Source organism: Flavobacterium sp. FG19 (assembly GCF_057809475.1).
The window spans coordinates 142436-167490 of sequence record NZ_JBMDKA010000013.1 but is presented as its reverse complement, the minus strand read 5'-3'; the positions used below and the strand labels follow the sequence as shown (position 1 = coordinate 167490).

Sequence of the window (25055 nt, the reverse complement as noted above, 5' to 3'; positions counted from 1 at the left end):
ATATTATTTTGAATTTGAGTAAGAGTATGGGTATGAATCTTTTGTTGTACCTCTGTTAAGATTAGGAGAACTGGTCATATCAAAATTGAGTTCGCCTCCTTTCAGCATATCAAAATGATTGATATAATTTTTAGTATGAACAGAATTATTCCATCTTAACTCGTTTACATACCGGTTGGTTTCTGAATTTTCGGGTGCCTTAATAATAAGCTGCTTTCCGTTTTCAAGCTGTAAAGTGGTTTTCTTAAACAAAGGAGCTCCTAGTACATATTCATCTGTTGCCGGACAAACGGGATAAAATCCCATTGCGGAAAATATATACCAGGCAGAAGTCTGTCCGTTATCCTCATCGCCGCAATAACCATCTGGTGTCGGCTTATACAAACGGTTCATAACTTCTCTTGACCAGTATTGTGTTTTCCATGGTTCGCCAGCATAGTTATACAAATAAATCATATGCTGAATAGGCTGATTTCCGTGAGCGTACTGCCCCATATTCATAATCTGCATTTCTCTTATTTCGTGTATAACGGCTCCGTAATAAGTATCATCAAAAACAGGAGGCGTTGTAAAAACAGCATCCAGTTTTGCTGTAAATTTTTTCTCTCCGCCCATTAAATCAATCAGCCCCTGTATATCATGAAATACGCTCCAGCTGTAATGCCAGCTGTTACCTTCTGTAAAAGCGTCTCCCCATTTAAAAGGATTAAAATGAGCCGGAAAACTACCGTCTTTGTTTCGTCCGCTCATCAACCCGACGGAAGAATTATATAGTTTTTTATAATTCAGCATCCGTTTTTCAAGCAGATTAATTTCCTTTTTAGGTCGGTCTAAGGCCTTGGCCAGTTTCCAGATCGCAAAATCATCATAAGCATATTCAAGGGTCCTCGCTGCATTTTCGTTTATATTTACATCATAAGGAATATACCCCAGTGTATTATAATACTGTACTCCTTTTCGGCCCACAGCATCCATTGGTCCCTCATTATTGGCACCATGCTGCAGGGCTTCATATAAAGTATTGATATCATAACCTCGTAATCCTTTCATATAGGCATCAGAAACTACTGAAGCGGAATTATTTCCAACCATTACGTTTCTAAAACCGGGACTTGACCATTCCGGTAAGAAGCCGCCTTCTTTATAATCGTTTAATAAACCTTCCTGCATTTCTTTGTTAACCGAAGGATAAATCAGATTTAACAAAGGATATAAGGCACGAAAAGTGTCCCAGAATCCGGTTCCGGCATACATATAACCCGGCAGTATTTTTCCGTTATACGGACTGTAATGTACAATTTCCCCGTCTTTACTAATTTCATACTGCTTTTGCGGAAAACAGACCGTACGATACAAACAGGAATAAAAAGTCTTTAACTGGTCAATATTATTGTCTTCGACCTGTACTTTTCCTAAAATCCTGTTCCACTCGTTTTTAGATTGTACCACGTTTTCATCAAAAGAGGCAGTACCTAATTCATTTTTTAAATTTAGTTCAGCCTGTTCCGGGCTTATAAAAGAAGAGGCAATTCTAACATTCACTTTCTCTCCTTTTTGGGTTTTAAATCCAACCACAGCTCCTGTATGAAGCCCCGCAGCTTCCAGTTTGTCTTTGATAAGTATTTTGTCTGTCCAGGTTGAAATGTTTAAAAACGGTTTATCAAATACTAAAACAAAATAATTTTTAAAATTCTCAGGAACACCGCCGCTGTTTCGGGTAGTATAACCTGTCACTTTGTTTTCAGACGGGATGATTCTGATATAAGAACCTTTATCAAATGCATCGATCACAACTGAAGAATGTTCATTCTCCGGGAAGGTAATCTGAAAATGAGCCGCTCTTTCTGTTGTTGTGATTTCGGTTGTCACATCATGGTCAGCCAGATAAACACTGTAATAATACGGTTTGGAAACTTCTGCTTTATGACTGAACCAGCTGGCTCTTTCTTCTTCGGTAAAAACGGCTTTTCCCGTAACCGGCATAATTGAAAACTGACCGTAATCGTTCATCCACGGCGAAGGCTGATGTGTCTGCTTAAATCCTCTGATTTTTTCAGCAGTATACGTATATGCCCATCCATCGCCCATTTTACCTGTCTGCGGTGTCCAGAAATTCATTCCCCAGGGCCTGCAGACTGCCGGATAGGTATTTCCGTTAGAAAGATTGTGCAGAGACTGTGTTCCCATTAACGGATTGACATATTCTACAGGATCTAAGGTTTTTACCTGTGCATTTAGAAAAAGACAGGACTGTACTATTCCTAAAAAAAATAAACTTTTTATTTTCATCATTTTGATTTTTATGCGGTAAGCTCTAGACTTTAATTTAACTTATAATGCTACCTGCAAGGTTTTGCAAATCTTACAGGAACTATAAACGGAGACTGCGACTGAAAACTAAAACGGTCTGTCTTCTTTTTTAACTCCCCAGTCTGATGAAGGTTTATTTCCCATATACAACTTCAATTCTCCTCCTTTTACAATCATATCATGTGTAATATAGGATTTTGTATAGGGTTTTCCGTTGTACTCGGCTTTTTGGATATAAATATTAGCAGTACTATTATTAACCGCATTTATGGTAAAAGAAATATCTTTTTTATGATGAATAACAGCACTATCCACTAATGGACTTCCTAAAACATATACTCCGTTTGCCGGATTAACAGAATAAAATCCCATTGATGATAAAATGTACCAGGCTGACATCTGGCCCAAATCTTCGTTTCCGCATAAACCATCTGGTTTATCAGAATAGAATTTTTCATCAATTTCACGAATCAGCTTAGCTGTTTTCCAAGGCTGGCCTGTATAAGCGTATAAATACGGAATATGATGATTAGGTTCATTACCCTGCGCATATTGTCCTATCAAACCGCTGATATCAGGAGAAACATCTTCACCTTCTACTTTATCTGTAATTAAAAAAAGGGAATCCAGTTTGGCTGTAAATTTTTCTTCGCTTCCAAACAAATCAATTAAACCGTACGGATCATGAGGAACAAGCCAGGTATACTGCCAGGCATTTCCTTCTACATAATCGTCTTTACGATGAGCTGACGAAAGCGGATTAAAAGGAGTTCTCCAGTTTCCGTCAGTTAATTTACCTCTCATAAAAGTGGTTTCTTTATCAAAATACAATTTATACAAATTGGCTCTTTTGCTAAAATAGGTATAATCTTCTGTTTTGTTTAATGCTTTTGCCATTAGGGCAATGCAGTAATCATCAATGGCATATTCGAGAGCGTTTCCAACAGATTCGAGCATTTTATCGGCAGGAATATATTCTAATTTTTGTACATAATCCATTCCGTCACGAGTCTGCATCGCCGTTTGTTTGATGGCCTCATAAGCCAGTTCGGTATCATAATCCCGGTATCCTTTCAGATAAGCATCAACAATAACGGCTATTGAATGATTTCCATTCATGGTATTGGTTTCATTACCCATTAAATGCCAGACCGGAAGTCTTCCCTGCTGTTCATAAATGGCTAAAAATGATTTTACAATATCATTAATTTTATCCGGCTGCGTAATGGTATATAAGGGATGTAAAGCTCTGTAAGTATCCCAAAGTGAAAAAGTGGTATAGTTAGTAAAACCTGCTTTTTCATAAACTTTTTTGTCGGTTCCCCAGTAATCTCCGTTTACATCGTTAAAAACAGAAGGCGCAAACATAGTGTGATACAATCCGGTATAAAAAACTTTCATTGTTTTTTCATCTGCTTTTATCTGAATTTTGCTCAGTTCTTTATTCCATTTGGAAGCAGCTGTTTTTACAATCTGATCAAAATCCCAGTCCGGAATTTCTGCTTTGATATTGGCTTCTGCATTTTCTGAACTCACAGGGGAAATTCCCACTTTCACCAAAACCTGTTTCTTTTTCAGGTTTTTAAAATCTAAAACGGCTTTCATTTTCAGACCTTCACCTGCATTTCCTTTTGCAACAGCAGTACTGTCATACAATTTTACATTCGAAAATGGTTCTGAAAATTCCATTGTAAAATAAATACGCTGATCTGCCGCCCAGCCGGCAGAATAACGATAACCAACAATTTTAGTATCGCTTACCTTTTTTATAAAAGTTTTTACAGGCCGGTCCCAGCCTACACCATCTGCAAGATCTACTAAAATATGAGCGTCATTGGCTGTGTTAAAAGTATATTTATGAAAACCTGTTCTTTCACTGGCGGTTAATTCGGCTTTGATTTTATATTTATCCAAAACAACACTATAATAGCCTGGTTTCACTACCTCTTTATCATGTGAAAAATAAGAACCGTAACCATTTATCATATCATCTTTAGTTCCTTTGGTCAAGGCTGTTTTCCCGCTAAATGGCAACACTAAAATATCATTCATATCGCCAATTCCTGTTCCGCTTAAATGCGTGTGCGTAAAACCTAAAATAGTATTACCGGCGTAATTATAACCGCTGCACCAATCCCAGCCTTCAAAGACATTCACTGGTCCCAGCTGCACGGCGCCAAAAGGAACATTGGCTCCTACAAATACATGACCATGCCCTGCCGAACCAATAAGCGGATTGACGTACTGTGTATAATCAGGACTCGTTTGTTTTGTTTTTTTCTGCTGTGCCGCCGCCGGATTGGCAAAAAATAAATGTAAAGCCACAAAACCGCTAAATAGTATTCTCATATATTTTTATTTTTTTTAAAATTTTTATAGAAAGATTCACTAAAGCATACTTCTACATTCAAACCTTTTCATATTTGTCTCGCTGAACCTTTGCTCCTCTTTATTCCTATTTTTTCAGGACGTCAAAAAGAGAAAAGATCTTTATATCCTCTTTAGCCATTTTTCCTTCAGAGGAAATTATTTTTTCTTCTTCGGCTTTCAGATCAAAATAATTATCACTCCATTTTCCGGTATATCCTTTCATTGAAATGTAAACATATTTTGCCGGTTTTACTGCTTTCACAATCATTTTATTTCCTTTCAGCTTCCAGGTCAGATGCGGATCCTGTAATGGTAAATCTTTTGGACGGGTAAAATCAGTTTTGGGAGTTGTATCGTCTCTGTAAGCTTCTTTTATAGCGTACCATCCTGCTTTGGGTTCCCGATTGTTATAATCTGTTATACTCCAGCTTGCTGTGGGCCAGCAGTCATTCAGCTGCCATACCAGAGTTCCCATATTATACGGTGCTTTTGAACGATGCGTTTCCACAATATTTTTAATGGAATAATATTGCAGACATTGTGTCAGATACGTATAATCCTCTACCGACATACTCTTAATTTTAGCTGAATCAATAAAATACCGGTTCAGATAGGAGTCTAACTTTTCAAATCCTTTTCCTGATTTTTGATGGGCCAGCAGTACATCAGAATATAAAAAACGGTCTTCCGGTTTCGTAAACACTTCAAGTGAAGTATAATTTGGCATAGACAGCATACCATATTCGCTTACAAACCTTCCCGTTTTTTTAGTAACTGCTTCAATATCTTCCAGTCCCCACCAGATTCCCCAGTAATGACTGTCGCCTTCTGTAATACTTTTTGGTTTAGACCAGTGATATAAAGGAGAAGAACTTAAATAGGGACGTTTGCCATCCACTTCTTTAACCCATTTGGGAATACTGTCCTGAAACAAACGAACATAATCTTTCCACAAGCGGGTTGAATCCTGTTTTGTGATTTTAAAATTCTTCATCCAGCCCCAGTTTTTAAAGGCTTCATCTGATTCGTTGTTTCCGCACCATAATACAATACTCGGATGATGACGGAGTCGTTTTACCTGATACTGTACTTCTGCTTTTACATTATCAAAAAAGGCTTTGTCGCCCGGTACCATTGTCCCGGCAAACATAAAGTCCTGCCAGACATTAATCCCGTACTGATCGCACAAATCATAAAAATAGTCGTCTTCATAAATACCGCCTCCCCAGACCCGAAGCATATTCATATTGGCTTCTTTGGCTGTAGAGATTATCTTTTCATACTCTTTTTTTGTTACTCTTGACAGAAAAGCATCTGACGGAATATAATTGGCTCCTTTCATGTAAACAGGCTTTCCGTCGATCTTAAAATAAAAAGATTTCCCCAGACTGTCCGACTGCTGTATTAGCTCTATTTTTCGGTTTAGAACGTATGGTTTCTCTGCTGCTTTTGCATCGTAAGCTTCTAAACGTGGTGTTTTCCAGATTCCACAAGTAGTATATTTAGGCCCCCAGTCCCATCCAAAATGATACTGTGCTTTACGTACATACGCACGGGGATTATCGGGAATCACATAGGGCAGATCGTTTTTAGCCAGTGAATCTACAACGTTTTGAGCCGACCGGAATACCACTACCAAATCGTTATTGCCCAGGCGAACTGCTTTTTTTATATCAACCCTCCATTGGCGAAACATATTATCCGCTTTTAAAATCAGCTGGTTATTGAGATATACAGAAGCATAGGTGTCCAGTCCGTCAAAAACCAATTCTGTTTTTTTCTTTTTCAACAGCGCCGCCGAAACTTTAAAAGTGGTTTTGTATTCCCAGTTTTTTCGTTCTATCCAGGACAATTTCTTTTCGCTGTCTCTGTAAAACGGATCAGGTATTTGTTTGTTCCGTAATAAGTCGGTATGAATTTCTCCCGGAACGGAAGCCGGAAACCATTCTTTTGTTTTTTCTTCACGATAACTCCAATTCTCCTTTAAATCAAGTGTTTGAGAAAAAACAGCTGATGTAAAACTGATCATATAAATACAGAGTAACCTGCGAAGTGTTTTTGCATTATTCATTCTACTGCATGATAGTATTAGTCCCTTTTTTTTAAAATCACCCAAAAGGTAAGACATTTTTAGTATTTGGCAGTCCAGAGAAGGAACAGGACGTACTAATAGTTCCTTCTCTTTAGAATTTAAATCCTGTTATTAACTCAAAAAATAACCAGAAACATTTCCTTACTACTGCCTGAACTTTAATTTGTTGGTTTTGTTTTTAAATATGCTTATGCACTGATTTTTAAAACAATTAAACTTAAAAACTTACAGAGAATAATCCCTTCTTTTTCAGCATCAGTTTTTCCACTGCGAAAAAAAAGGTATTTCTATCTCATCAGTAAAAGCTTTTTTAAGTTGTTTTGTTTTTTATTCCGGAACAAAAGAGATTTAAAAATAAGCCGGGCATGCTCAGTACCCGACTTATCTTAACTAACCAACCAAATTTAAAAATTATTTATCCCACCAAATTCTTGTGGTCATTAGATCTAATCCCTGACGCTGAATGGCCTCTTTGTAATTTGCAGCATTGGTAATAAGTTCTGACTGATCGTAAATCAATCTTCTTGGAATTGTTCCCTGTGTTTCGCCTGTTGGATCATTAACCGGAACTAAAGCAGGATAACCTGTTCTTCTGTACTCAGAGAATGCTTCAAAACCATTGAAGAGTAGTACAATCCATTTTTGTGTAATAATCTGTTCGATTTTCTGCGCTTCTGTTCCCGCTGCTTTAAAAGGATAAGTTGTTATATATGTATTGTATTCAGCTGTAGTAACGGCTGGTACTTTATCACCAAAGATTGTCAGGATATTCATCGCTGCCTTTACTCCGTTTTCATAATAGGTCTGTGCCGAACCGCCTACATTCCATCCTTTTACGGCAGCTTCTGCCAGAATAAATTGTACTTCGGCATAAGACATAATCAGGGTTGGTGCATCTAAACGTAATACTGTTGATGTATTGGGATCTGAGAAAAGCTTTTTATCTCCTCCCGGAAATTCTTTAGCATCATTAGCAAGCCCCTGCTGACTCGCCGGATTATTATCTCCTGTTGCTTCTAATTTTGCATAAATTCTTAAACGCGGATCGTTTGTATTTTTCAGTAAATCAATAAATGTTTTGCTGAATTTAATATTAGATTCTCCTCCGTTCAGATCATTTCTAACCCAAGAAGACGTAATTGGATTTGTTTTTACCCCGGCCGGACCAGCATCGTGTTTTAAAACCAGACTGTCATCATTGGAAGTAAAAACTCCTTTCGAATACGCTTTTTCTACATATTCTTTTGCTTTGGCAGGATTCACTTTAGACAAACGCATCGCTACTCTCAACATTAAAGAGTTGGCCAGTTTTTTCCATCTTGCCACATCACTCTGGTAATATAAATCGGCGTTGTCAACAAAAGGTTTTGACGCATCTAATGCTGTACCGGCTTCATCCAGTTCTTTTAGAAGGTCATTGTAGATGGCTTCCTGCGTATCATACTTAGGAGCAAAAATATTTCCGTTATATCCTTTTCCAGCTTCGAAATAAGGTACTTCGCCATAAGTATCTGTCAGTTTTTGGAAAAGAAAAACTTTCATAATCCTGCAGGCCTGAATCATATTTGAATTTTCTGCATTATTATCCACTACGGATAATAACTGGAAAATCTGGTTTAATCCTTTACCATAAGTTTCGCCAAAAAGCGCTGCTGAATATTCAGAAGAGTAGGTATATTTAGAACCCGGGCCTCCTAAGGAAGAAAAATGCTGAACAATCTGGGCAGCGTATAAGTTGTTTCCTCTTGTATTAGAAAAATCCTGTCCGTCAACATAAATCTCAGCCAGCGTAAACATTGATTTTACTGCCGGATCTGTTAAAGCATTCGGATTCTTGTTCATTTCTTCGAATCCTTTATCACATGAAGCTAATGTCAGGGCACTAACTGCTGCAACACAAAATATTTTGATATATCTGTTTTTCATCTTTTTAAATATTAGAATTTGACATTAAGTGCAAAACCATAGTTTCTTGTCAAAGGCATAGAAGCTCTTTCCATTCCCTGTGCATTGCTGTTAGAGTAATTAGACTCCGGATCAATGTTAGGAACCTTGTCATAAATCGTCCATAAATTATGTGCTGAAAAAGCTAAACTTACAGATTGAAATGGTGTTTTTTGTAAAAACGCTTTTGGGAAATTATATGCAAAAGAAATTGCTCTTAGTTTCACAAAATCAGCATCGTATACAAAGTTTGAGGTAACATCACTATAACTTCTCCAGTAATCGTAGGCAGAAACTGTACGGTTAACCGGATTTCCGTTTACATCTGTTCCGCTGACCTGTACTCCGTTTTCACGGCCCGGAAGCGTAATTTCTGTTAATCCGTAACGTGTCCCTAACTGGTTCGTTGCCGAATAGATTTCGCCTCCAAACTTAGCATCCACAAAAACAGACAGTGTAAAGTTTTTATATGAAAAGTCATTTGAAAGTCCCATAGAAGTTGGAGCAACACCCTGACCGGCAATAATAAGATCTCCTCTCAGAAATCTGCCATTAGTATCCAGAACAATATTTCCGTTGGCATCTCTTAAATAATCATAAGCTTTAATTACACCAAAAGGCTGTCCTTTTTCTAAGACTACAGAAGCTCTTCCGTCTCTGTTTCCTTCTAATGATTTCGTATTGATTTTATCTGAAAGACTGATTACTTCACTATCATTGTATGCAAAGTTGTACCCAATATTCCATGAGAAACTTGGTGTTTTTACTGCTTTTACATTTAAGGCAAATTCTACTCCTTTATTCAGGATTTCACCCACATTAATTTTAGTTGTTCGGTAACCCGATGCCTGAGAAATATCGGCATCAGCAATATCTTTTGTTGTTTTCTTGCTGTAGAATGTTAAATCTGTACTCACTCTGTTATTGAAGAAAGTATTTTCAAAACCAAATTCAATAGTACTTACATTATACGGTTTTAAAAACTTATTAGGAACCGTTTCACCATTAACGCCTAAAATAGGCTGTCCAAGCGAATCTGTCTGACCGTCTGGTGTATTATAAGTTAACAGTAAAGCATAGGCTTCCTGTAATCCTCCTCCAACATTACCCCATCCTGCTCTAATTTTACCATAAGACATCCATTCCGGTAATTTTATAACTTCAGAGTAAATAAAACTGGTACTTACAGATGGATAAAATATACTGTTATCTTCGATATTTAAAGTCGAGAACCAATCCTGACGTCCTGTAAGACTTACATAAAGGAAATCTTTATACCCTAAATCTGCTGAATAAAACATAGAGTTTACCTGCATTTTCGAGAATAATTTTTCTGTTCTGTCCGGTTGTGTATTGGCATAAAAGTATTTGAAGGGAACAATAAAATTATTTCCTTTCATTTTAATACCGCTGTATCGGTTGTCCTGACGATTGGCTCCTATAAAAGCATCCAGCGAAAGATTCTTTACGATATCGCCTTTGTAGCCCACATACCCTGCTGCATTAAATTCAGAACGGTTTTCCACTCTGTTTTCATAAGATCCTCCAGGGCTGTAATTAATTCCGGTAGGTTCTATTTCAGTATATTCATAATTAATATCATCAATTCCAAGCACAGCCTTTGCATAAATCTTGTCTGTAATGTTATAAGTCACTTTAGTTGAACCAATAAAACGCTTTCTTAAATCATCGTTTAAAGGCGATTTAGTAGCAAAATACGGGTTAGTATGGTATACGTTAGCTCCCAGATAATCTTCTTCTCCTCCATTGGCATCATACGGATTGCTTAACCATCTGATATCTGTGCCCGGTGTCATAAAAGTAGTCGGGAAAGAAGGGTTTCTTGGTGAATCGTTTAAGTATGGACGGTTATGGCTTTTTTCGGAAATATACTGCGCATTACTTTCTACGTTAATTTTTTTATTAGGCGCAGAATTTAAACTTAAAGCCACATTGTTTCTGCCAAAAGTTGTTCCCGGCATAATTGATTCATCTTTGGTATTTCCAAAAGACAATCTGAAGTTTGTCGTTTCATTTCCTCCTGAGACCGCCAGTGTGTTACTGAAAGAATATCCTGTTCTGTAGAAATTCTCAACATTGTCTTTTCCGTAAGCCTGATATGGTCTGGTATTTCCGTCAAGACCTATAGAAGGTGTTCCGTCATATTTATCTCCCCAGGCAAAGTAGTACGAATCCCTAAGTTCCTGTAAGTTGGTAAATCTGGCAGGTGCACCACTAGCATTAGGAGCTCCCGCACCGTACTGATCCTGCCATCTCAAAAGACTTGCCGGTGTGTTGAATGTTGAGTTAGTACTAAAATCAACTCCTATTCCAGTTCCGTTTTTTCCTTTTTTAGTAGTAATTAAGATAACCCCGTTTGATCCTCTGTATCCGTAAAGAGCTGATGCAGCACTACCTTTTAAAACCGAAATCGAAGCAATATCATCCGGATTAAAAGAAGACATACCGTCACCTTTATCTGCTCCTCCCCACATTCCGGCATTTCCCTGCTGGGTATTATCGATTGGGATTCCGTCTACAACATACAACGGCTGGTTAAGTCCCGATGCTGAAGTTGCCCCTCGAATTACCACACGGCTGGAACCAGAAGGACCTGTAACGGGTGCAGAAACGTTTACCCCCGCAATTTTACCCTGAAGAGCATTCCCTAAGTTAATCTCCTTATTTTTGGTAAGGTCATCGCCTTTTAATTCCCCAACGGCATAACCCAGGCTCTTTTTCTGTTTTTTAACCCCAAAAGAAGTAACTACCACATCTTTTAATTCCTGTGTTGTTTCTTCTAATATTACTGAAACTCTGGTTTCATTTTCCTGAACTTGTATCGATTTGGACTGAAATCCTATTGAAGATACGTTTAAGCTCACTTTACCTTCCGGTACATTCATTCTAAAACGCCCTTCGGCATCTGTAATAGCACTAAATGGCTTTCCCTGGACTTCCACTGATGCGGCCACAATTCCTTTGTTCTCTGCATCCGTCACTATCCCTGTTATTAATCGGTTTTGCGCTGCAGCACTTAAGCCGCTCAGCAATACCAGTCCTAACACTGCTAATAATCGTTTCATAAGCATTTTTTTTGGTTATTTGTTTGATTTGATTTTTGTTTTAATGTTTAGTTTTAGTGTTTCCTTTTTAAATTATTAATAGATTATTTATTGAACTTTTTATTTTAAAAGCCTTATGGTATCAGGCAAAGAAATCCCGGTACACTATTATTTTTTCATAATAATGTATATGGTATGTAATTCTAAAATCAGCAGCTTAGTTAACTAAAACGATTTAGTAAAATGATTAAAAAAAAAGCTTTTCCCTTTTTTCATTTTTCATGATTTTTAATAATATATGAGGTATAATTTAAACTGATTCTCTAACAATGAGTGTTCCTTTTTTGAGCACTTTTTCAATTTTAAAATCATCCAGATTTGTCATCTGATCCATCAGCAATTGTATTGATTTTACGGCTATTTCTTCTATTGGCTGCGCCACTACCGAAATTGTGGGGGTATGCAGTCTGAAACTGTCATGGTCATCAAAACTGATAACCGAAAGATCATCCGGTATCTTATACTTTAAACTTCTAAAAGCCTGCAGTCCGGCCAGTCCCAGGTAATTTGCTAAAAACAATACAGCATCTATCTCCGGGCGTTCTTTAAAAAAACGTATAATAGCATCGATACGGTTTTGTTCGCTGGCATGATAATCTAAATAAAGCGTATACTCTTTATTATAAATTCCTTCCTCTTTTAAAGCTTCGGCATATCCTTTTTCCCTCAGTTTCATCTGAATCATTCCTGACTCATTATTTACAACCGCAATATTCTTACGGCCTTTACTAATCAAAAATTTTGCAGCTGAATAAGCTCCTTCATAATTGTCCATTAAAACGTGACTCACTTTCTGATGGGCAAAGTACCTGTCAATTAATACTACAGGCTTCTGCATTTTTAAAAGACTTCCGATTGTTTTTTCGAGGTTTCGGGTCGGTGTAATAATAAATCCTTCAACATTCGCCTGTAAAAGACTCTGCACTAATTCTTCTGAACGTTCATTATCATCACCTGTACTGCAATAAAAAACTCTGTAATTAATGTTTTTTGCTTCGTCTTCGATTACCCTGGCCAGGTCAGCAAAAAACTGGTTTGATATGTCTTCTACTATAAGTCCTATAGATCTGGTTTTTCCAGTTCTTAAGCTGCTGGCAATCATACTTGGCTTATATTGAAGTTTTTGAGCAACATCCTGCACCTTTCTTATTACTGCCGGACTAATTGCCATTTTCTCTCCTTTCCCGTTGATCACAAAAGAAACTGTTGAAATAGACACCTCTGCCTGTTTAGCAATATCTCTAATTGTAATCTTTTTCATCTGCTACGTAAATTATTGTTGAATATTTTAGTACATCACAAATATATGCAAACGAAACTTACAAAAACGTTTTAGTAAAATTTATTTTTAATAAATCGTTAATTTATTGCCAAAATAAAACATAATAATCAGTAATTACAGTATTTTGATTAGTTATTGTCATTTTGACTTTTAATATTGATTTTGTTGTTTTTACCTCAATCTGATGGGTTTTTGATGTGGTATATAAGAATTTTATAATCTGAAAAAACAGAAACATAGCACTGATAAATTCTTTTGAGTTATTTCCAAATTTTAAAAAATAAAGCAAAACTTATAAATGAGAACATCAAAAAAACAATACTGTTTTCTAATAAAAAAGCCGGAAGAATTTTGACACTACTCCGGCTTCTTATTGCTATAAATTTATTTACTGTAAAATCCCAAATTCCAAATCCCAAATTCCAAATCCCAAATTCCAAATTCCAAAATCCAAATTCCAAAATCCAAAATCTACAATCCCTAAATAACTCCCATTTTCTGCATTAAAAAAGTAGCGCTTCTGTTTTTACAGATTCCGCTGCGGAGTTTGTAATCGAAATGCAGTTCATTATTTTGGATTTCAACTTCAAAACACTGATTGGTTAATACATCCGGATATTCATTAGTTGTTAAACAAACTTCAATATCATGTGTCGCAATAGCTCCTATTGCTCTTTTAGTAATAACTTTTTTCACTACTTCAATGGTACCGTTTCGTTTATCATCAGAATTGGTTCCCCTTAAAATTTCATCCAGTAAAACAAAAGCCGGACCTTCTGCAAGTGTATCCATAATCTGTTTTAAACGCTTAATTTCGGCAAAGAAATACGATTCACTATCCGCCAGAGAGTCGGATAACCGCATTGAAACTAATACTGGAAGTGGGTGTACATGAGCTTCTGAAGCACAAACTACTGAACCTATTCCCGATAATACCATATTAATCCCTAAACTTCGTAAAAAAGTACTTTTTCCTGACATGTTGGATCCCGTTAAAATCATGAACGATTGCGGATAAAAATGAGTATCATTTCCTACTCTGGTTTTCGGGTTTAATAACGGATGGCTTAAATTTTTAAAACCTATTTTATAGTCGGAATTGATTTTAGGAAAGACAAAATCAGGACTATTAAAACTTAAATTCGCCAGACTGTTTAAGGCTTCAAATTCGCCAATTACACAGATCCACTTTTCAAGATCTTCGGAATGTTCTTCTTTCCATTTTAAAAGTGCTTTTAAAACATGCAGATTAAATAAAAAGGAGCCGTTGAGAACAATAGCGGTAACCAAATTGTTGATGGTATCCATTCTTGAGAACAATTCTGAAAGCTGTTTTAAATGGGAACTGGCCGGAGCATTTTTAGCTTTGAGCTGCTCCTGCAAATCGATTAATCGTTTGGAACTAAACTTTTCGTTTTCAATTTTCTCAACAATCAGACTGTAATGTTTAATCGTTTTATCAATATTGTCTGCCTTGGTAATCTCAGACTGAATTCGTTTAAGTGACCTTCCTAAAACCATTAAATTACCAATAAAAACATAAGTGGCATATGATAAAAGGATTGCTTTTGAAGTGATGAAATAAGCGGCGATGCAGCCCAAAAACACTGTCGGGAGTATAATAGAAAGTGCTGCTAAAACTTTAGGTAAACTGTTATTTTTAAATGATGTCCAATAAATTAAGGAGTCATAACTGATTTTATTGTCATAACTGACAGCGGCCAGAGCCTGAAAATCCTGACGCCAGTCAATTTTTGACGAAAGCTCTGCAACTGCTTCCTGATTGGCCAGAATAGTTTCGTTTGAAAAATGGCGCAGTAAAGTATCGGCCAATGTTTTTTTTCCAATAAAAGTGGCCGTCCTGTTTAAATTCTGGAACAGTGAATACTCTCCAAAAATATCTAAATCGTACGCATAAGGATGATGAAAATCATTAAATTCTATCCCGTTTTCAAAATCCGTTTTTTCTCTTTTTAAATACAGGATTTCGTCTTCATTTATTTTGAGGATTGCTTTTGTAAGTTCTCTTTTAAATGAAAGTTTAGAATGAATTCTCATCAAAAAAAGAAAACCAGCAAAAGATACAAAAGCAAGTATTGCGTATAAATTTTCATTTGTTTTAATGTAATAAAACAACATGAACAAACCGAAAAATACACTTAAAAGTCTCAGAAGACTGATGCTGTTATATCTTTTGCTGATTTGGGTATAAACTTTTGAATACTGCTCAACCTTGTGTAAATATACTTCCATTTTATAATTTTAATGAAATACAAATATAGGTTTTACACTTTCAAAAAAGCCAATCCGCAACTGTTAATTCTCATGCATAACCAATACCGGAACAGATACTTCTTTGGTGATTTTTTTACTGAAACTCGAATCAAAAATAGATTCAAAGAAAGAGCGTTTGTGCGTGATCGTAGTCAAAATATCGATATCCTTATACAATATAAAATCGAGTATGGTTTCCTTTACTTCATCACTCGGCAGTATCTGAAATTCTACATTTTCACCTGCAAATTCTTTTTCCCATTCTTTAATCACCTGATCTGAAACATCAGAATCTGAAGTTTTTACATACAGACTTTTTACCTTTGCCTCTGTCTTTTTTGCGATTTTAAGAATCTTTCTCAGCACGGCTTTATCTTTCTCACGATATCTGGTAGTAAACCCGATCGTTTTAATTTTTTTAAACTTCGCATCAACAGGAACACATAAAACCGGTACATTGACTTCCGAAATAACGGAATTGGTGTTAGATCCGGTAAAGAATTTTGTCCAGTCAGAAACTCCGGTAGTTCCCATTATCACAAAATCGATCTCGTCTTCTTCCACTGCATTTTTAAGATTGTATATCAGATCACCATCCATCAGGCGGTGTTTTATCACAATATCGTCGAGTTTACGTTCTGCCGCAATAGCTCTGAGTTTTGGGATCTCATCTTTAAACATTTCAAATTTTGCTAACTCAATGGAGCTGTATATAGAAGCATAATTTTCAGGGAAAAACTGACTGTCGTAAACCGGGATCTCAAAAGTATGCAGTAAAACGAGTTCGGCTTTGACATTTTTTGCAAATTCTAAAGCGTGTACAAACGCATTTGTTGCGGCTTCAGAGAAATCTGTAGGGAATAATATCTTTTTCATTTTGTTGAGATTTTAGGTTTGTTACTCAAATTTAATCATTCTAAATGCAATATAAACTGACAATTATCAGGAATTTAACAGTTAATAATTTCTTAATAAGCCCTGCTTTTCATTGCTGAATATCATTGTTTATCCTCATACTTATGACTTTAGAGTTTTCTGCTTTTTTCATACCTTTGCACCATGATAAATCAAGATTCTATTGTGGCATTGGCTACTCCGTCCGGAGCCGGAGCTATTGCGGTTATTCGTATTTCAGGGGCCGAGGCCATTTCAATAGGCAGTTCGGTTTTTAAATCGGTTAAAAATAAAGATTTAACAAAACAGAAAACGCATACCCTGCATTTGGGACATATTGTAGATAATGAGAAAACACTGGATGAAGTTTTGGTTTCTGTTTTTAAGGGACCTAACTCTTATACAGGTGAAGATACCATTGAAATTTCCTGTCACGGATCGACTTATATCCAGCAGCAGATTATACAGTTATTACTTCGAAAAGGCTGCAGAATGGCAGACGCAGGTGAATTTACTCTTAGGGCTTTCCTTAACGGAAAACTGGATTTATCGCAGGCAGAAGCTGTTGCTGATTTGATTTCGTCTGACAATGAAGCTTCTCACCAGATTGCCATGCAGCAGATGCGCGGCGGATTTAGTAATGAAATTGCCAAACTGCGTGAGGAACTTTTAAATTTTGCTTCTTTAATTGAACTGGAACTCGACTTTGCTGAAGAAGATGTGGAATTTGCCGACAGAACGCAGTTTTATGAATTGCTAAATCGTATTGAATTTGTTTTGAAACGCCTTATCGATTCATTTGCTGTTGGAAACGTAATTAAAAACGGTATTCCGGTGGCGATTGTTGGAGAACCTAATGTAGGGAAATCGACTTTACTGAATGCTTTGTTAAATGAAGAACGTGCTATTGTTTCTGACATAGCCGGAACTACCCGTGATACTATTGAAGACGAACTGGTGATTGGCGGTGTAGGCTTTAGGTTTATCGATACAGCCGGAATTCGGGAAACGAAAGATGTTGTAGAAAGCATCGGGATCAAAAAAACATTCGAAAAAATTGAACAGGCACAGGTGGTTATTTACTTGTTTGATGGTTTAAAGTTTAAAGCTTCAAGTGCCGAATTTGTTTCGGAAATAGAACAAATTAAGAATAAATATCCGCTAAAACCTTTAGTCATCATAGTAAACAAAAAAGATCTTTTATCTGAAGAAGATGTCTTAAATATCGCCAATCAGCTTGAAAACTTAAATGCGAAACTCCTTTTGATTTCGGCAAAAGAGAAATTGGGTGTCGAGGATTTAAAGAACCAGCTGCTTTCTTTTGTAAATACAGGCGCACTTCGTAATAATGAAACAATTGTTACCAATACAAGGCATTATGATTCTTTACTTAAAGCACTTGACGAAATACAAAAAGTAAAATTCGGACTCGAAACCAATCTTTCAAGCGACCTGATTGCACTGGATATCCGGGAAGCTCTCTACCAGTTTGGATTGATTACCGGTCAGGTAACCAACGATGAATTGCTGGGTAATATTTTTGCTAATTTCTGTATCGGGAAATAGAGGGACAAAATATCACAAAACAAAAACAAACAAACGAGTTAAAGTATTGACAAACAATATTTTAACTCGTTTTTTAATTTCGTTTTCTTTTGGATATTTGGTGATGTTTTGATTAAATTTGTACCTCATTTGTACCTCGAAAAAACGAGCTGCAGATAATATTTTTTTTTGGCCAAATGATGGCACGTAGAGACACACATAGTCACAGTGGGACACTTAAAGTCACATTTCTATGAGTTCAAAAATCGAGATTACCAGAATCTGCAATTTCTGTAAAAATGAGTTTACAGCACGCACAACAAAGACACTTTACTGTTCGCTTAAATGCAGTTCAAGAGCCTATAAATCAAGGACTAGGCAGTCAAAAATTGATAAAAGCAACAAGGAGGCAGAATCGGCCAAAAAGGTCAATTTAGAAGCAATTAAAGCTAAAGATTTCATCGATGTTAATTTGGCCAGTAATTTGCTCGGTATCAGCAAAAGGACTATCTACAGGCTGATTGAGCGGGGTGAACTTGATATCGCAAAATTCGGCAGAAGAACCATCATTCGAAGATGTGATCTGGACAGCTTTTTCTCTATTCCCTTAGAAGAATGGATGTTGCGGCCTGTTCAGGAATTTCCAGGGCTGGACAAATGCTACAACATCACACAGATACAGCAGAAATTTAAAATTTCAGCAGGTGCCCTGTATATGCTTATACAAAGGCATGGAATAGTTAAATATTCTGTTGGAAAGTTTAATTACGTCGCAAAAAAAGATATTGATATTATATTTAATGCAGGAGAAAAATGAAAAAGACTAATGTAACATTGAGAAAAAAAGTGCTGGCTGATGGCAGAATATCCCTTTATCTGGATTTTTATCCTCCAATACTGGACCCTGAAACTAACAAACATACTAGACGAGAATTTTTAAAACTGTATCTTTTTGAGAAACCCAAAAAACAGATTCAGAAAATTGCAAACATCGAGAATCTTCATACGGCTGAACTGATTCAAATCCAAAGACAGAATGAACTCCGTAAACATAACGTGTATTCGACCTTTGAAAAAGAACAACTTGAATTACAGAGAATAGGTAAAGGTTCGTTTATAAATTATTTTAAGGATCTGGCTGAGAGAAAAGAGGGAAAAAATTTCGCAGTCTGGAATAGTGCAATTGCACATTTTTTAGATTTTGCTGAAGGTAATGATTTATGTTTTAAGGATATTACTGTGACTTTGGTAAATGACTACAAAGAGTATCTTATCAAAGCTAAAAGCAGAAGAGAAACCGGAAATGTTCTAGCCCGCAATACGGCACTTTCCTATTACAACAAGCTAAAAACTACACTTAAAAAAGCTTATAAAGAGGGAAAATTGAGAACTGATATTAACGCTGGGATCGACTCAATAAAAGAATCTGAAACGCAGCGGAATTTCCTGACTTTAAATGAGGCTAAAAGACTTTTTAAAACTTCATGTTCAAGCCAAATTGTATTTAAAATATCTATGTTTTCTACATTGACAGGACTTAGGTACTCAGATATAGCAAAATTAACATGGTCAGAAATTGAATTTATTGAAGATGACGGATACTACATAAGGTTCAAACAGAAAAAGACCGAAGGCCTCCAGACCATGCCTATTTCGGAAGAAGCTTACCAATTGCTAGGCGAGAGGACTAATGAAAATGAAAAAGTTTTTTTGGGACTAAAAAAATGGGACGTAGATAGAGTTCTTCCCGTATGGCTTGCTGATGCAAATATAAAAAAGCACATCACATTTCACTGTTTCCGCCACACCTATGCTACATTACAGATTTTTTCGGGTACCGATATCTTTACTATATCCAAAATGCTTGGCCATAAAAGTGTAAAAACAACTCAGATATATACCAAAATAATTGACGAGAAGAAAAGGGAAGCGTCACTGAAAATTAGTTTAAAATGAAATACTATAAATAAAAACAAAGACATTCGATATGTCTTTGTTTTTATTTAAACGATTCCCTCAAATTAAATTTTGCTTCAGTTTCATGCTGTATTTCAGAAATGTTTTTAATACGCCCTAAATTTTATCCAGTTAAGTAACTTTCTTTACAATTAAAAGTAAAAAGTTAAGCAGCAACACTTAAACAATTGTAATAAAAAACTTTATTCTTAAATATTTTTAAATCTAAAAGTCTTTCCAAATCTTGCAAAAATGGGTGGTTTGGAATTTGTATCGTAGAGTTCACTACTCGGGACAAAAGAAAAATATCATCTTTTGTTCCGTTTTTTTTTGCCCGTAATCTATTGTTTACCAAATAGATACAGTTGATCATTTCATTGATTCGGGTGGTGCGGATTTTCTTTTCTTCAAATGTGAAATTTTCGGGAAAAATTAAACCAATTAGTTCTCTACAATCGGCTAAAGTCGCACTATCAAAGGCCTCACCTAACTTTAAAAGGTTTTCCAATCCTGTCGTCGTTAGATGCTCTATACTTGCCCTATCGTCTTCTACATTTCCAATGTCTTTTTCCAGTTTACTGATAACTGCATTGTATTCAGTTTTCATCAGATTATAATCTTCAGCATCGATTTTCTCAGTAACTAATAAATTTCTGGCAACTGATAATTTCTTTTCATAAACCGCAATCTGCTCAAGGGACTTCTTTTTTTCACCAGCTATTACTCCGGTATGCTCTCTATAACCTTCAAGCAGAACTGCAGTATATAATTTCTTTACTTCTGCTAAAGGTTTAAATTTATTCAAATGTTCCTTAAATATTTTATTGACTACTTCTGAGTTTATTCTCCATTTGCAAACTTTATCACAGTGATAATAGTAGTAATATTTATTTCTCCCTTTGCATTTACTTCCTGTTAACTTCTGACCGCACTTTGGACAAAGAAAAAAACCTCGCAAAGGAAAATTCTCAACAGTCTTAATTTTCGGTCTGTACGTCCGCGCTTTACTGTCAAGAACATCCTGCACCCTGTAAAACAATCCCTCGCTTACAATCGCATCATGCTGTCCTGCCACCCACTTTTCCTCTTCATCCTTGTATTTAGGAACAACTATTTTTCCGCAGTAAAGCGGATTTCTCAGAATTACCCACAAATTGCTCTTAGACAACACAAGACCTTTATCTTTTGCCATCTGATAAATAGATTCAGTACTGAAGACATTTCTTGCAACCTGTTCAAATATCCAAATAAGTTTTGCTGCTTTCTCAGGCACAATGGCTATATATTTCTTTCCATCCTCAGTAACCTTATTAGCATACCCATAGGGTGCCATACCCATATGCCTTCCCTCCTTCTTTCCGCGTCTAAGTCCTTGAAAAGTATTTAAGGCCCGACGGTCATTTTCAACTTCCGGCGCGGCCAGATAAAATGCCAGCATCATTTTGTTCTCTGGAACACTTAGATCAAGAGGTTGCTCTATAGCTTGTGGCTCGACCCCTAATTTCCTCAACTGATTAATCATTTGGTAAGCGTCTCCGGCATTACGGCTGAACCTATCCCATTTCATAAAAAGAATAAGATTGATCTTATTTTTATGTTTTTTTATATTGGCGAGAAATTTTTTCCATTGAGGTCTATTGAAGGTCTTAGCCGAATGATCTTCATATATTACAGTACGTATCTGTATGTGATTTATACTGCAATATTTTCTCAGCATTTCCTCCTGATTGCGCTGTGAGAAACCTTTTTCTGCCTGCTCGTCAGTACTTACGCGAATATACAAATCTGCTATCTTGCTCATTTTATTCTATTTAAATGTTTCAACACGGCGATATTAGCGATTATTCTTAAGAAATACAAAATTTCCTGTGCTTGTTCAATAGTAACATCTAACCCCTCAGATTTAAGCATTTGTAAAGCTTTTTCTGCTGTTAACTTTGAATTACTATAGTCTATATCTTTTTCCATAATACACTTTTTAAAATCCACAAAATGCAATTTAAACTAAAAGTGTTTAAACCTTATTGATCATCATGATTTGTCATTGAAAGGAAGTCTATTTCCTCCTTCAATCTTTTACCTTTAAGTACAATAACAAACTCATCTCTTAAAGCAATTCGAATAGATCACAAAAAAGGTATCTCCTACTACAGACTAATTCAAAAAAAGTGGTCAGTATAACTAAATACTGACCACTTTTAGAAAAGCTTTAATCTTGAATTAAGAATTTCTACTAATCATCTGTTTCAACTGCAAGTTCAATAACGTGATGAACCAGAAAAGCATCGATTAGAGAAAGTGCATAGTCACGATCAATTGGTATCATTTCTGGTTTTAACAGGATGTCATCAATATAATCCTCAGCATTCCATAGATTTCTAACTAACTCTGGATGTTTCGGTTCAACTCTACCCAAGACTTTCTCGAAAACCAAATCAGCCGTTCTGATAAACTCCAATCTGTCTTCACCAGCTAATGGTAATGCAACAATTTGTACAGGTGTCTTATTCATCCTCTTCTTTGGTTTACCATTTTGATTTTTATCTGATACTTTTTCAGATTTTGATAATCGATAATCATATCCATCAGATTGATGACCATCTACTTGATCAAAAACTGTTTCAAAGATATCCAGTTTAAGATCGTCATCGAAGGCAAAACCGTTCTCTCGCTCTTGTGCTGAGATATAAATATCCCATTCAATAATGCTAATCTTATGCATATTTCTAAACAGTAGTTCAGATAGTCTCAATGCTGAAGAAGAAGCATCCAGCATTTCGGTCCATTTTCTAAATCCAGCCAAATTTGCAATGTAATGCTGAGCTTTCATTAGTGTAAAATTTGCTTCTTCGATATCAAAATCAAGAACAAGAGCGTTTATATCAAAATACTTGGGCGTATATTGATAAAATTCACGGCCATAATCGGCATCAAAATAAGGGGTTTGTGTTTTAAAATCTTTGTAAAGATTTTTTGCTTGCAGTTTGAAGTACTCAATAGTTTCCATAATACATTCCTTTTAACACCGGCTGCACTATCCTATTTCTTTGCGTTCGTAATCTTGTTTGGATAATAAGCAGGCAGGTTTGCATTATTAAACTATTGGCTGATCAAATCTTTGCACGAACGGGCATGCTTGCCAACAAGCATAAACAAAGATAGCAATAAATCTAATAATCACAATACACAAATCGTTTTTAATTAACGTTTTACATAATTTGTATCTAAAGAAGATTGTAGAAAATCATGTCTACAAGGTCTCTCGTGTGCATAAAAAAACCTAACCAGTGCGAAAAATATTGATTTAATTAGCGGTAAAACAAGAAGAATATTTTTTAAAATTGAATTAACCTTCTATTTTTGCATATTCAATTTAACAATATAAAAACATGAAAGATTTAGTAGCAAAAATCAATGCGGAAATCGAAACATTTAAAACAGAATCAGATTCACTAATTGAAAAAGGTGTGAAAGCCGCTGGAGCCAGAGCTCGTAAATCAACCTTGGAAATTGAGAAACTTTTAAAAGAGTTTAGAAAAGTTTCTATTGAAGAATCAAAAAAATAAATTCATTCTTACTTTTATTAGATTGGCCTTTCAGATTCTGAAAGGCTTTTTTATACTATAATATTAATGTTCATTAATCTTTCATATATGAGAAACCATTATTACTAGCAATAGTAATTAAAGGCTGAATGGTTTCTTTAAATCTTAAATAATCCCATCCGCTGTCATCTAACTCAGGAAAAATGCTAAGATATTCTTCCAAATATTTATTCTTGGAGTTATAACTTTTAACTATTTCAAAAGCTGTCTTCTGCAGAGTATAAAATTTATCAAAATGTTTATCTATCACAGGGAGCCTATTACTCTTAAATGAATTAAAATTTTTATCGATTGGAATTAAATTCCAAATTAAATCATGAGAAACAAATGCATGAGGAACAAAATGGTCCAAAGCATATTTTTTCTCATCAAAAACTAATTTTTTATTAGTAAAAATACAATCTACTGCTCCTAATTCATTAAAGACAAATTTCCAATATTCGTTTGTTTGCTTGATCAATGAATTTCTTGTAACTGTCTTGCATATTTTATTTGGAATGTCTGGAACATTTGGATTTCTTTTTTGAAGAAAAAGCGACAAATTCCAATAACAGAAGTCTTTTAATATTTTTGAATTCGACTGTAAATAGCCAGTCCAAACAGGGTTAATTTCTATATAATCTCTTTGCAAACGATACAGCGCACCGTGCTCAAAATTTTGAGAATTGGCGTATATTTCATTACGCCCCCCTGAAAACCAGGATGAAATAAACCAATGCGGGACATTTTTATCAAAATGATTTAATATTTTTACAGTTTCGGTCTTCTTGGTATTTTCTAAAACAGAATTTATGATATTTTTATTTTCATTTACCTTAAGATTTTCAATACTCATAATAGCTCTCACTGCATCCTGAATAAGATCTTGCTTGCCAAAAGATACTTGAAAATAATTAACCGTATACCATGAGTTACTAATCATCCTTGAGAATATTTTTCTTTTCTCGATATAAAAATTATCCATTTCCACTAACTCGAGAATTGCTAGAAACCAATAAAATTTATAAGTAGCAGATGTACTTGAAAATACCGATGATAATTTATCTATTTGAAGATGCTGAGAAATTGGAAGATTCATAGAATTTTATATAAACTTAAGCTATTCTTATTATCTAAATAACAAATTATAGATATAAGTTATCTTTGCATATTCAACTAATTTTTCAAGTTCAATAAAACTTTCTTTTGCCAGTCGATTCATTTCTTTGGTCTCCTGTTCAACTAAACTCCTATTTTCCTTTAAATTGTCTTTGTTTGGAATAAAATAATGATCACCTCCATACAAATGCACCGAACTATATTCGTGAAAATCGTTTAATTTTTCAGTGAAATTATTTATTAAAGCTTGAAGCTTACTGTCGGTTACTCTATTTTTTATCAATCGAGCATTATAAATAAAGCTGATACTCTTCCTGATCGCCTCTTTTTTATATCCATACCAAGAATTCTGTTCAAATATATCTTCATGAAAACTGTCTAAGTCTAAAACTTGTAATAATTTCTGAATTATTTTTTTATCACTTTTTTTTGGAACAAAAACTTATAATTCCTTTTTAAGATTTCTCAATTCATACATTAAAATAGAGACAAGTAGAACTAATGAGACTATTACCGAATACTGCCCGTTCTTAAAAATATCCGGATGTGAAAAATAAGAG

Annotated in this window: 17 protein-coding genes; 4 read left to right on the top strand and 13 right to left on the bottom strand. The window is 35.4% G+C overall.

All coding sequences use genetic code 11. The features are described from left to right. Positions 1-3 precede the first annotated feature (3 nt). The 8 genes from ACODST_RS14635 to ACODST_RS14600 all read right to left on the bottom strand — a co-directional run bounded on the left by ACODST_RS14635 (position 4) and on the right by ACODST_RS14600 (position 16273). Positions 4-2289: a GH92 family glycosyl hydrolase gene (locus ACODST_RS14635; protein WP_488932881.1), complete on the bottom strand. Its 2286-nt coding sequence runs from the start codon at positions 2287-2289 to the stop codon at positions 4-6. 108 nt (positions 2290-2397) lie between these two features. After that, positions 2398-4659 carry a GH92 family glycosyl hydrolase gene (locus ACODST_RS14630; RefSeq protein WP_488932857.1) on the bottom strand — a complete coding sequence of 754 codons (2262 nt, stop codon included), beginning with the start codon at positions 4657-4659 and terminating at the stop codon, positions 2398-2400. Positions 4660-4765: 106 nt separating this feature from the next. Further along, a complete protein-coding gene (locus ACODST_RS14625; protein ID WP_488932856.1) occupies positions 4766-6751 on the bottom strand; it encodes a beta-mannosidase in 1986 nt (661 codons plus the stop codon). A 432-nt stretch (positions 6752-7183) separates the two neighbouring features. Further along, positions 7184-8698: a SusD/RagB family nutrient-binding outer membrane lipoprotein gene (locus tag ACODST_RS14620; protein ID WP_488932855.1), complete on the bottom strand. Its 1515-nt coding sequence runs from the start codon at positions 8696-8698 to the stop codon at positions 7184-7186. A gap of 11 nt (positions 8699-8709) precedes the next feature. After that, complete coding sequence (locus ACODST_RS14615; RefSeq protein ID WP_488932854.1) at positions 8710-11802, bottom strand: SusC/RagA family TonB-linked outer membrane protein; 3093 nt, start codon at positions 11800-11802, stop codon at positions 8710-8712. A gap of 289 nt (positions 11803-12091) precedes the next feature. Further along, complete coding sequence (locus tag ACODST_RS14610; protein ID WP_488932853.1) at positions 12092-13102, bottom strand: LacI family DNA-binding transcriptional regulator; 1011 nt, start codon at positions 13100-13102, stop codon at positions 12092-12094. A gap of 501 nt (positions 13103-13603) precedes the next feature. Beyond that, positions 13604-15376 (bottom strand): MutS-related protein, encoded by a 1773-nt coding sequence (locus ACODST_RS14605; RefSeq protein WP_488932852.1) that lies wholly within the window; start codon positions 15374-15376, stop codon positions 13604-13606. 63 nt (positions 15377-15439) lie between these two features. Continuing rightward, positions 15440-16273 carry a universal stress protein gene (locus ACODST_RS14600; protein WP_488932851.1) on the bottom strand — a complete coding sequence of 278 codons (834 nt, stop codon included), beginning with the start codon at positions 16271-16273 and terminating at the stop codon, positions 15440-15442. A gap of 183 nt (positions 16274-16456) precedes the next feature. Here ACODST_RS14600 and mnmE point away from each other — a divergent pair, with 183 nt between their 5' ends. The 3 genes from mnmE (at position 16457) to ACODST_RS14585 (ending at position 19792) form a co-directional block, all read left to right on the top strand. Then, the gene (gene mnmE, locus ACODST_RS14595; RefSeq protein ID WP_488932850.1) at positions 16457-17857 is read left to right on the top strand and encodes a tRNA uridine-5-carboxymethylaminomethyl(34) synthesis GTPase MnmE; all 1401 of its coding nucleotides are present in this window, start codon (positions 16457-16459) and stop codon (positions 17855-17857) included. 232 nt (positions 17858-18089) lie between these two features. Continuing rightward, positions 18090-18653, top strand: a complete 564-nt coding sequence (locus ACODST_RS14590) for a helix-turn-helix domain-containing protein (protein ID WP_488932849.1) — start codon at positions 18090-18092, stop codon at positions 18651-18653. After that, a complete protein-coding gene (locus ACODST_RS14585; protein ID WP_488932848.1) occupies positions 18650-19792 on the top strand; it encodes a tyrosine-type recombinase/integrase in 1143 nt (380 codons plus the stop codon). The genes ACODST_RS14590 and ACODST_RS14585 overlap by 4 nt, the downstream gene beginning before the upstream one ends. 166 nt (positions 19793-19958) lie before the next feature. Here ACODST_RS14585 and ACODST_RS14580 read toward each other — a convergent pair whose 3' ends face one another. The 3 genes from ACODST_RS14580 to ACODST_RS14570 form a co-directional block, all read right to left on the bottom strand. Continuing rightward, positions 19959-21593: a recombinase family protein gene (locus tag ACODST_RS14580; protein ID WP_488932847.1), complete on the bottom strand. Its 1635-nt coding sequence runs from the start codon at positions 21591-21593 to the stop codon at positions 19959-19961. Further along, positions 21590-21760 (bottom strand): hypothetical protein, encoded by a 171-nt coding sequence (locus tag ACODST_RS14575; protein WP_488932846.1) that lies wholly within the window; start codon positions 21758-21760, stop codon positions 21590-21592. The genes ACODST_RS14580 and ACODST_RS14575 overlap by 4 nt, the downstream gene beginning before the upstream one ends. A gap of 265 nt (positions 21761-22025) precedes the next feature. Beyond that, the gene (locus tag ACODST_RS14570) at positions 22026-22799 is read right to left on the bottom strand and encodes a hypothetical protein (protein ID WP_488932845.1); all 774 of its coding nucleotides are present in this window, start codon (positions 22797-22799) and stop codon (positions 22026-22028) included. Positions 22800-23181: 382 nt separating this feature from the next. On the opposite strand from ACODST_RS14570, the gene ACODST_RS14565 reads away from it, so the two are divergent. Continuing rightward, on the top strand, positions 23182-23358 hold the full coding sequence (locus ACODST_RS14565; RefSeq protein WP_072974225.1) for a histone H1: 177 nt from the start codon (positions 23182-23184) through the stop codon (positions 23356-23358). Positions 23359-23431: 73 nt separating this feature from the next. Here the strand turns inward: ACODST_RS14565 and ACODST_RS14560 are convergent, their stop codons facing one another. Further along, positions 23432-24475 (bottom strand): HNH endonuclease domain-containing protein, encoded by a 1044-nt coding sequence (locus ACODST_RS14560; protein ID WP_488932844.1) that lies wholly within the window; start codon positions 24473-24475, stop codon positions 23432-23434. Between the two features lie 30 nt (positions 24476-24505). Then, on the bottom strand, positions 24506-24778 hold the full coding sequence (locus tag ACODST_RS14555; RefSeq protein WP_488932843.1) for a hypothetical protein: 273 nt from the start codon (positions 24776-24778) through the stop codon (positions 24506-24508). Positions 24779-25055: the final 277 nt, after the last annotated feature.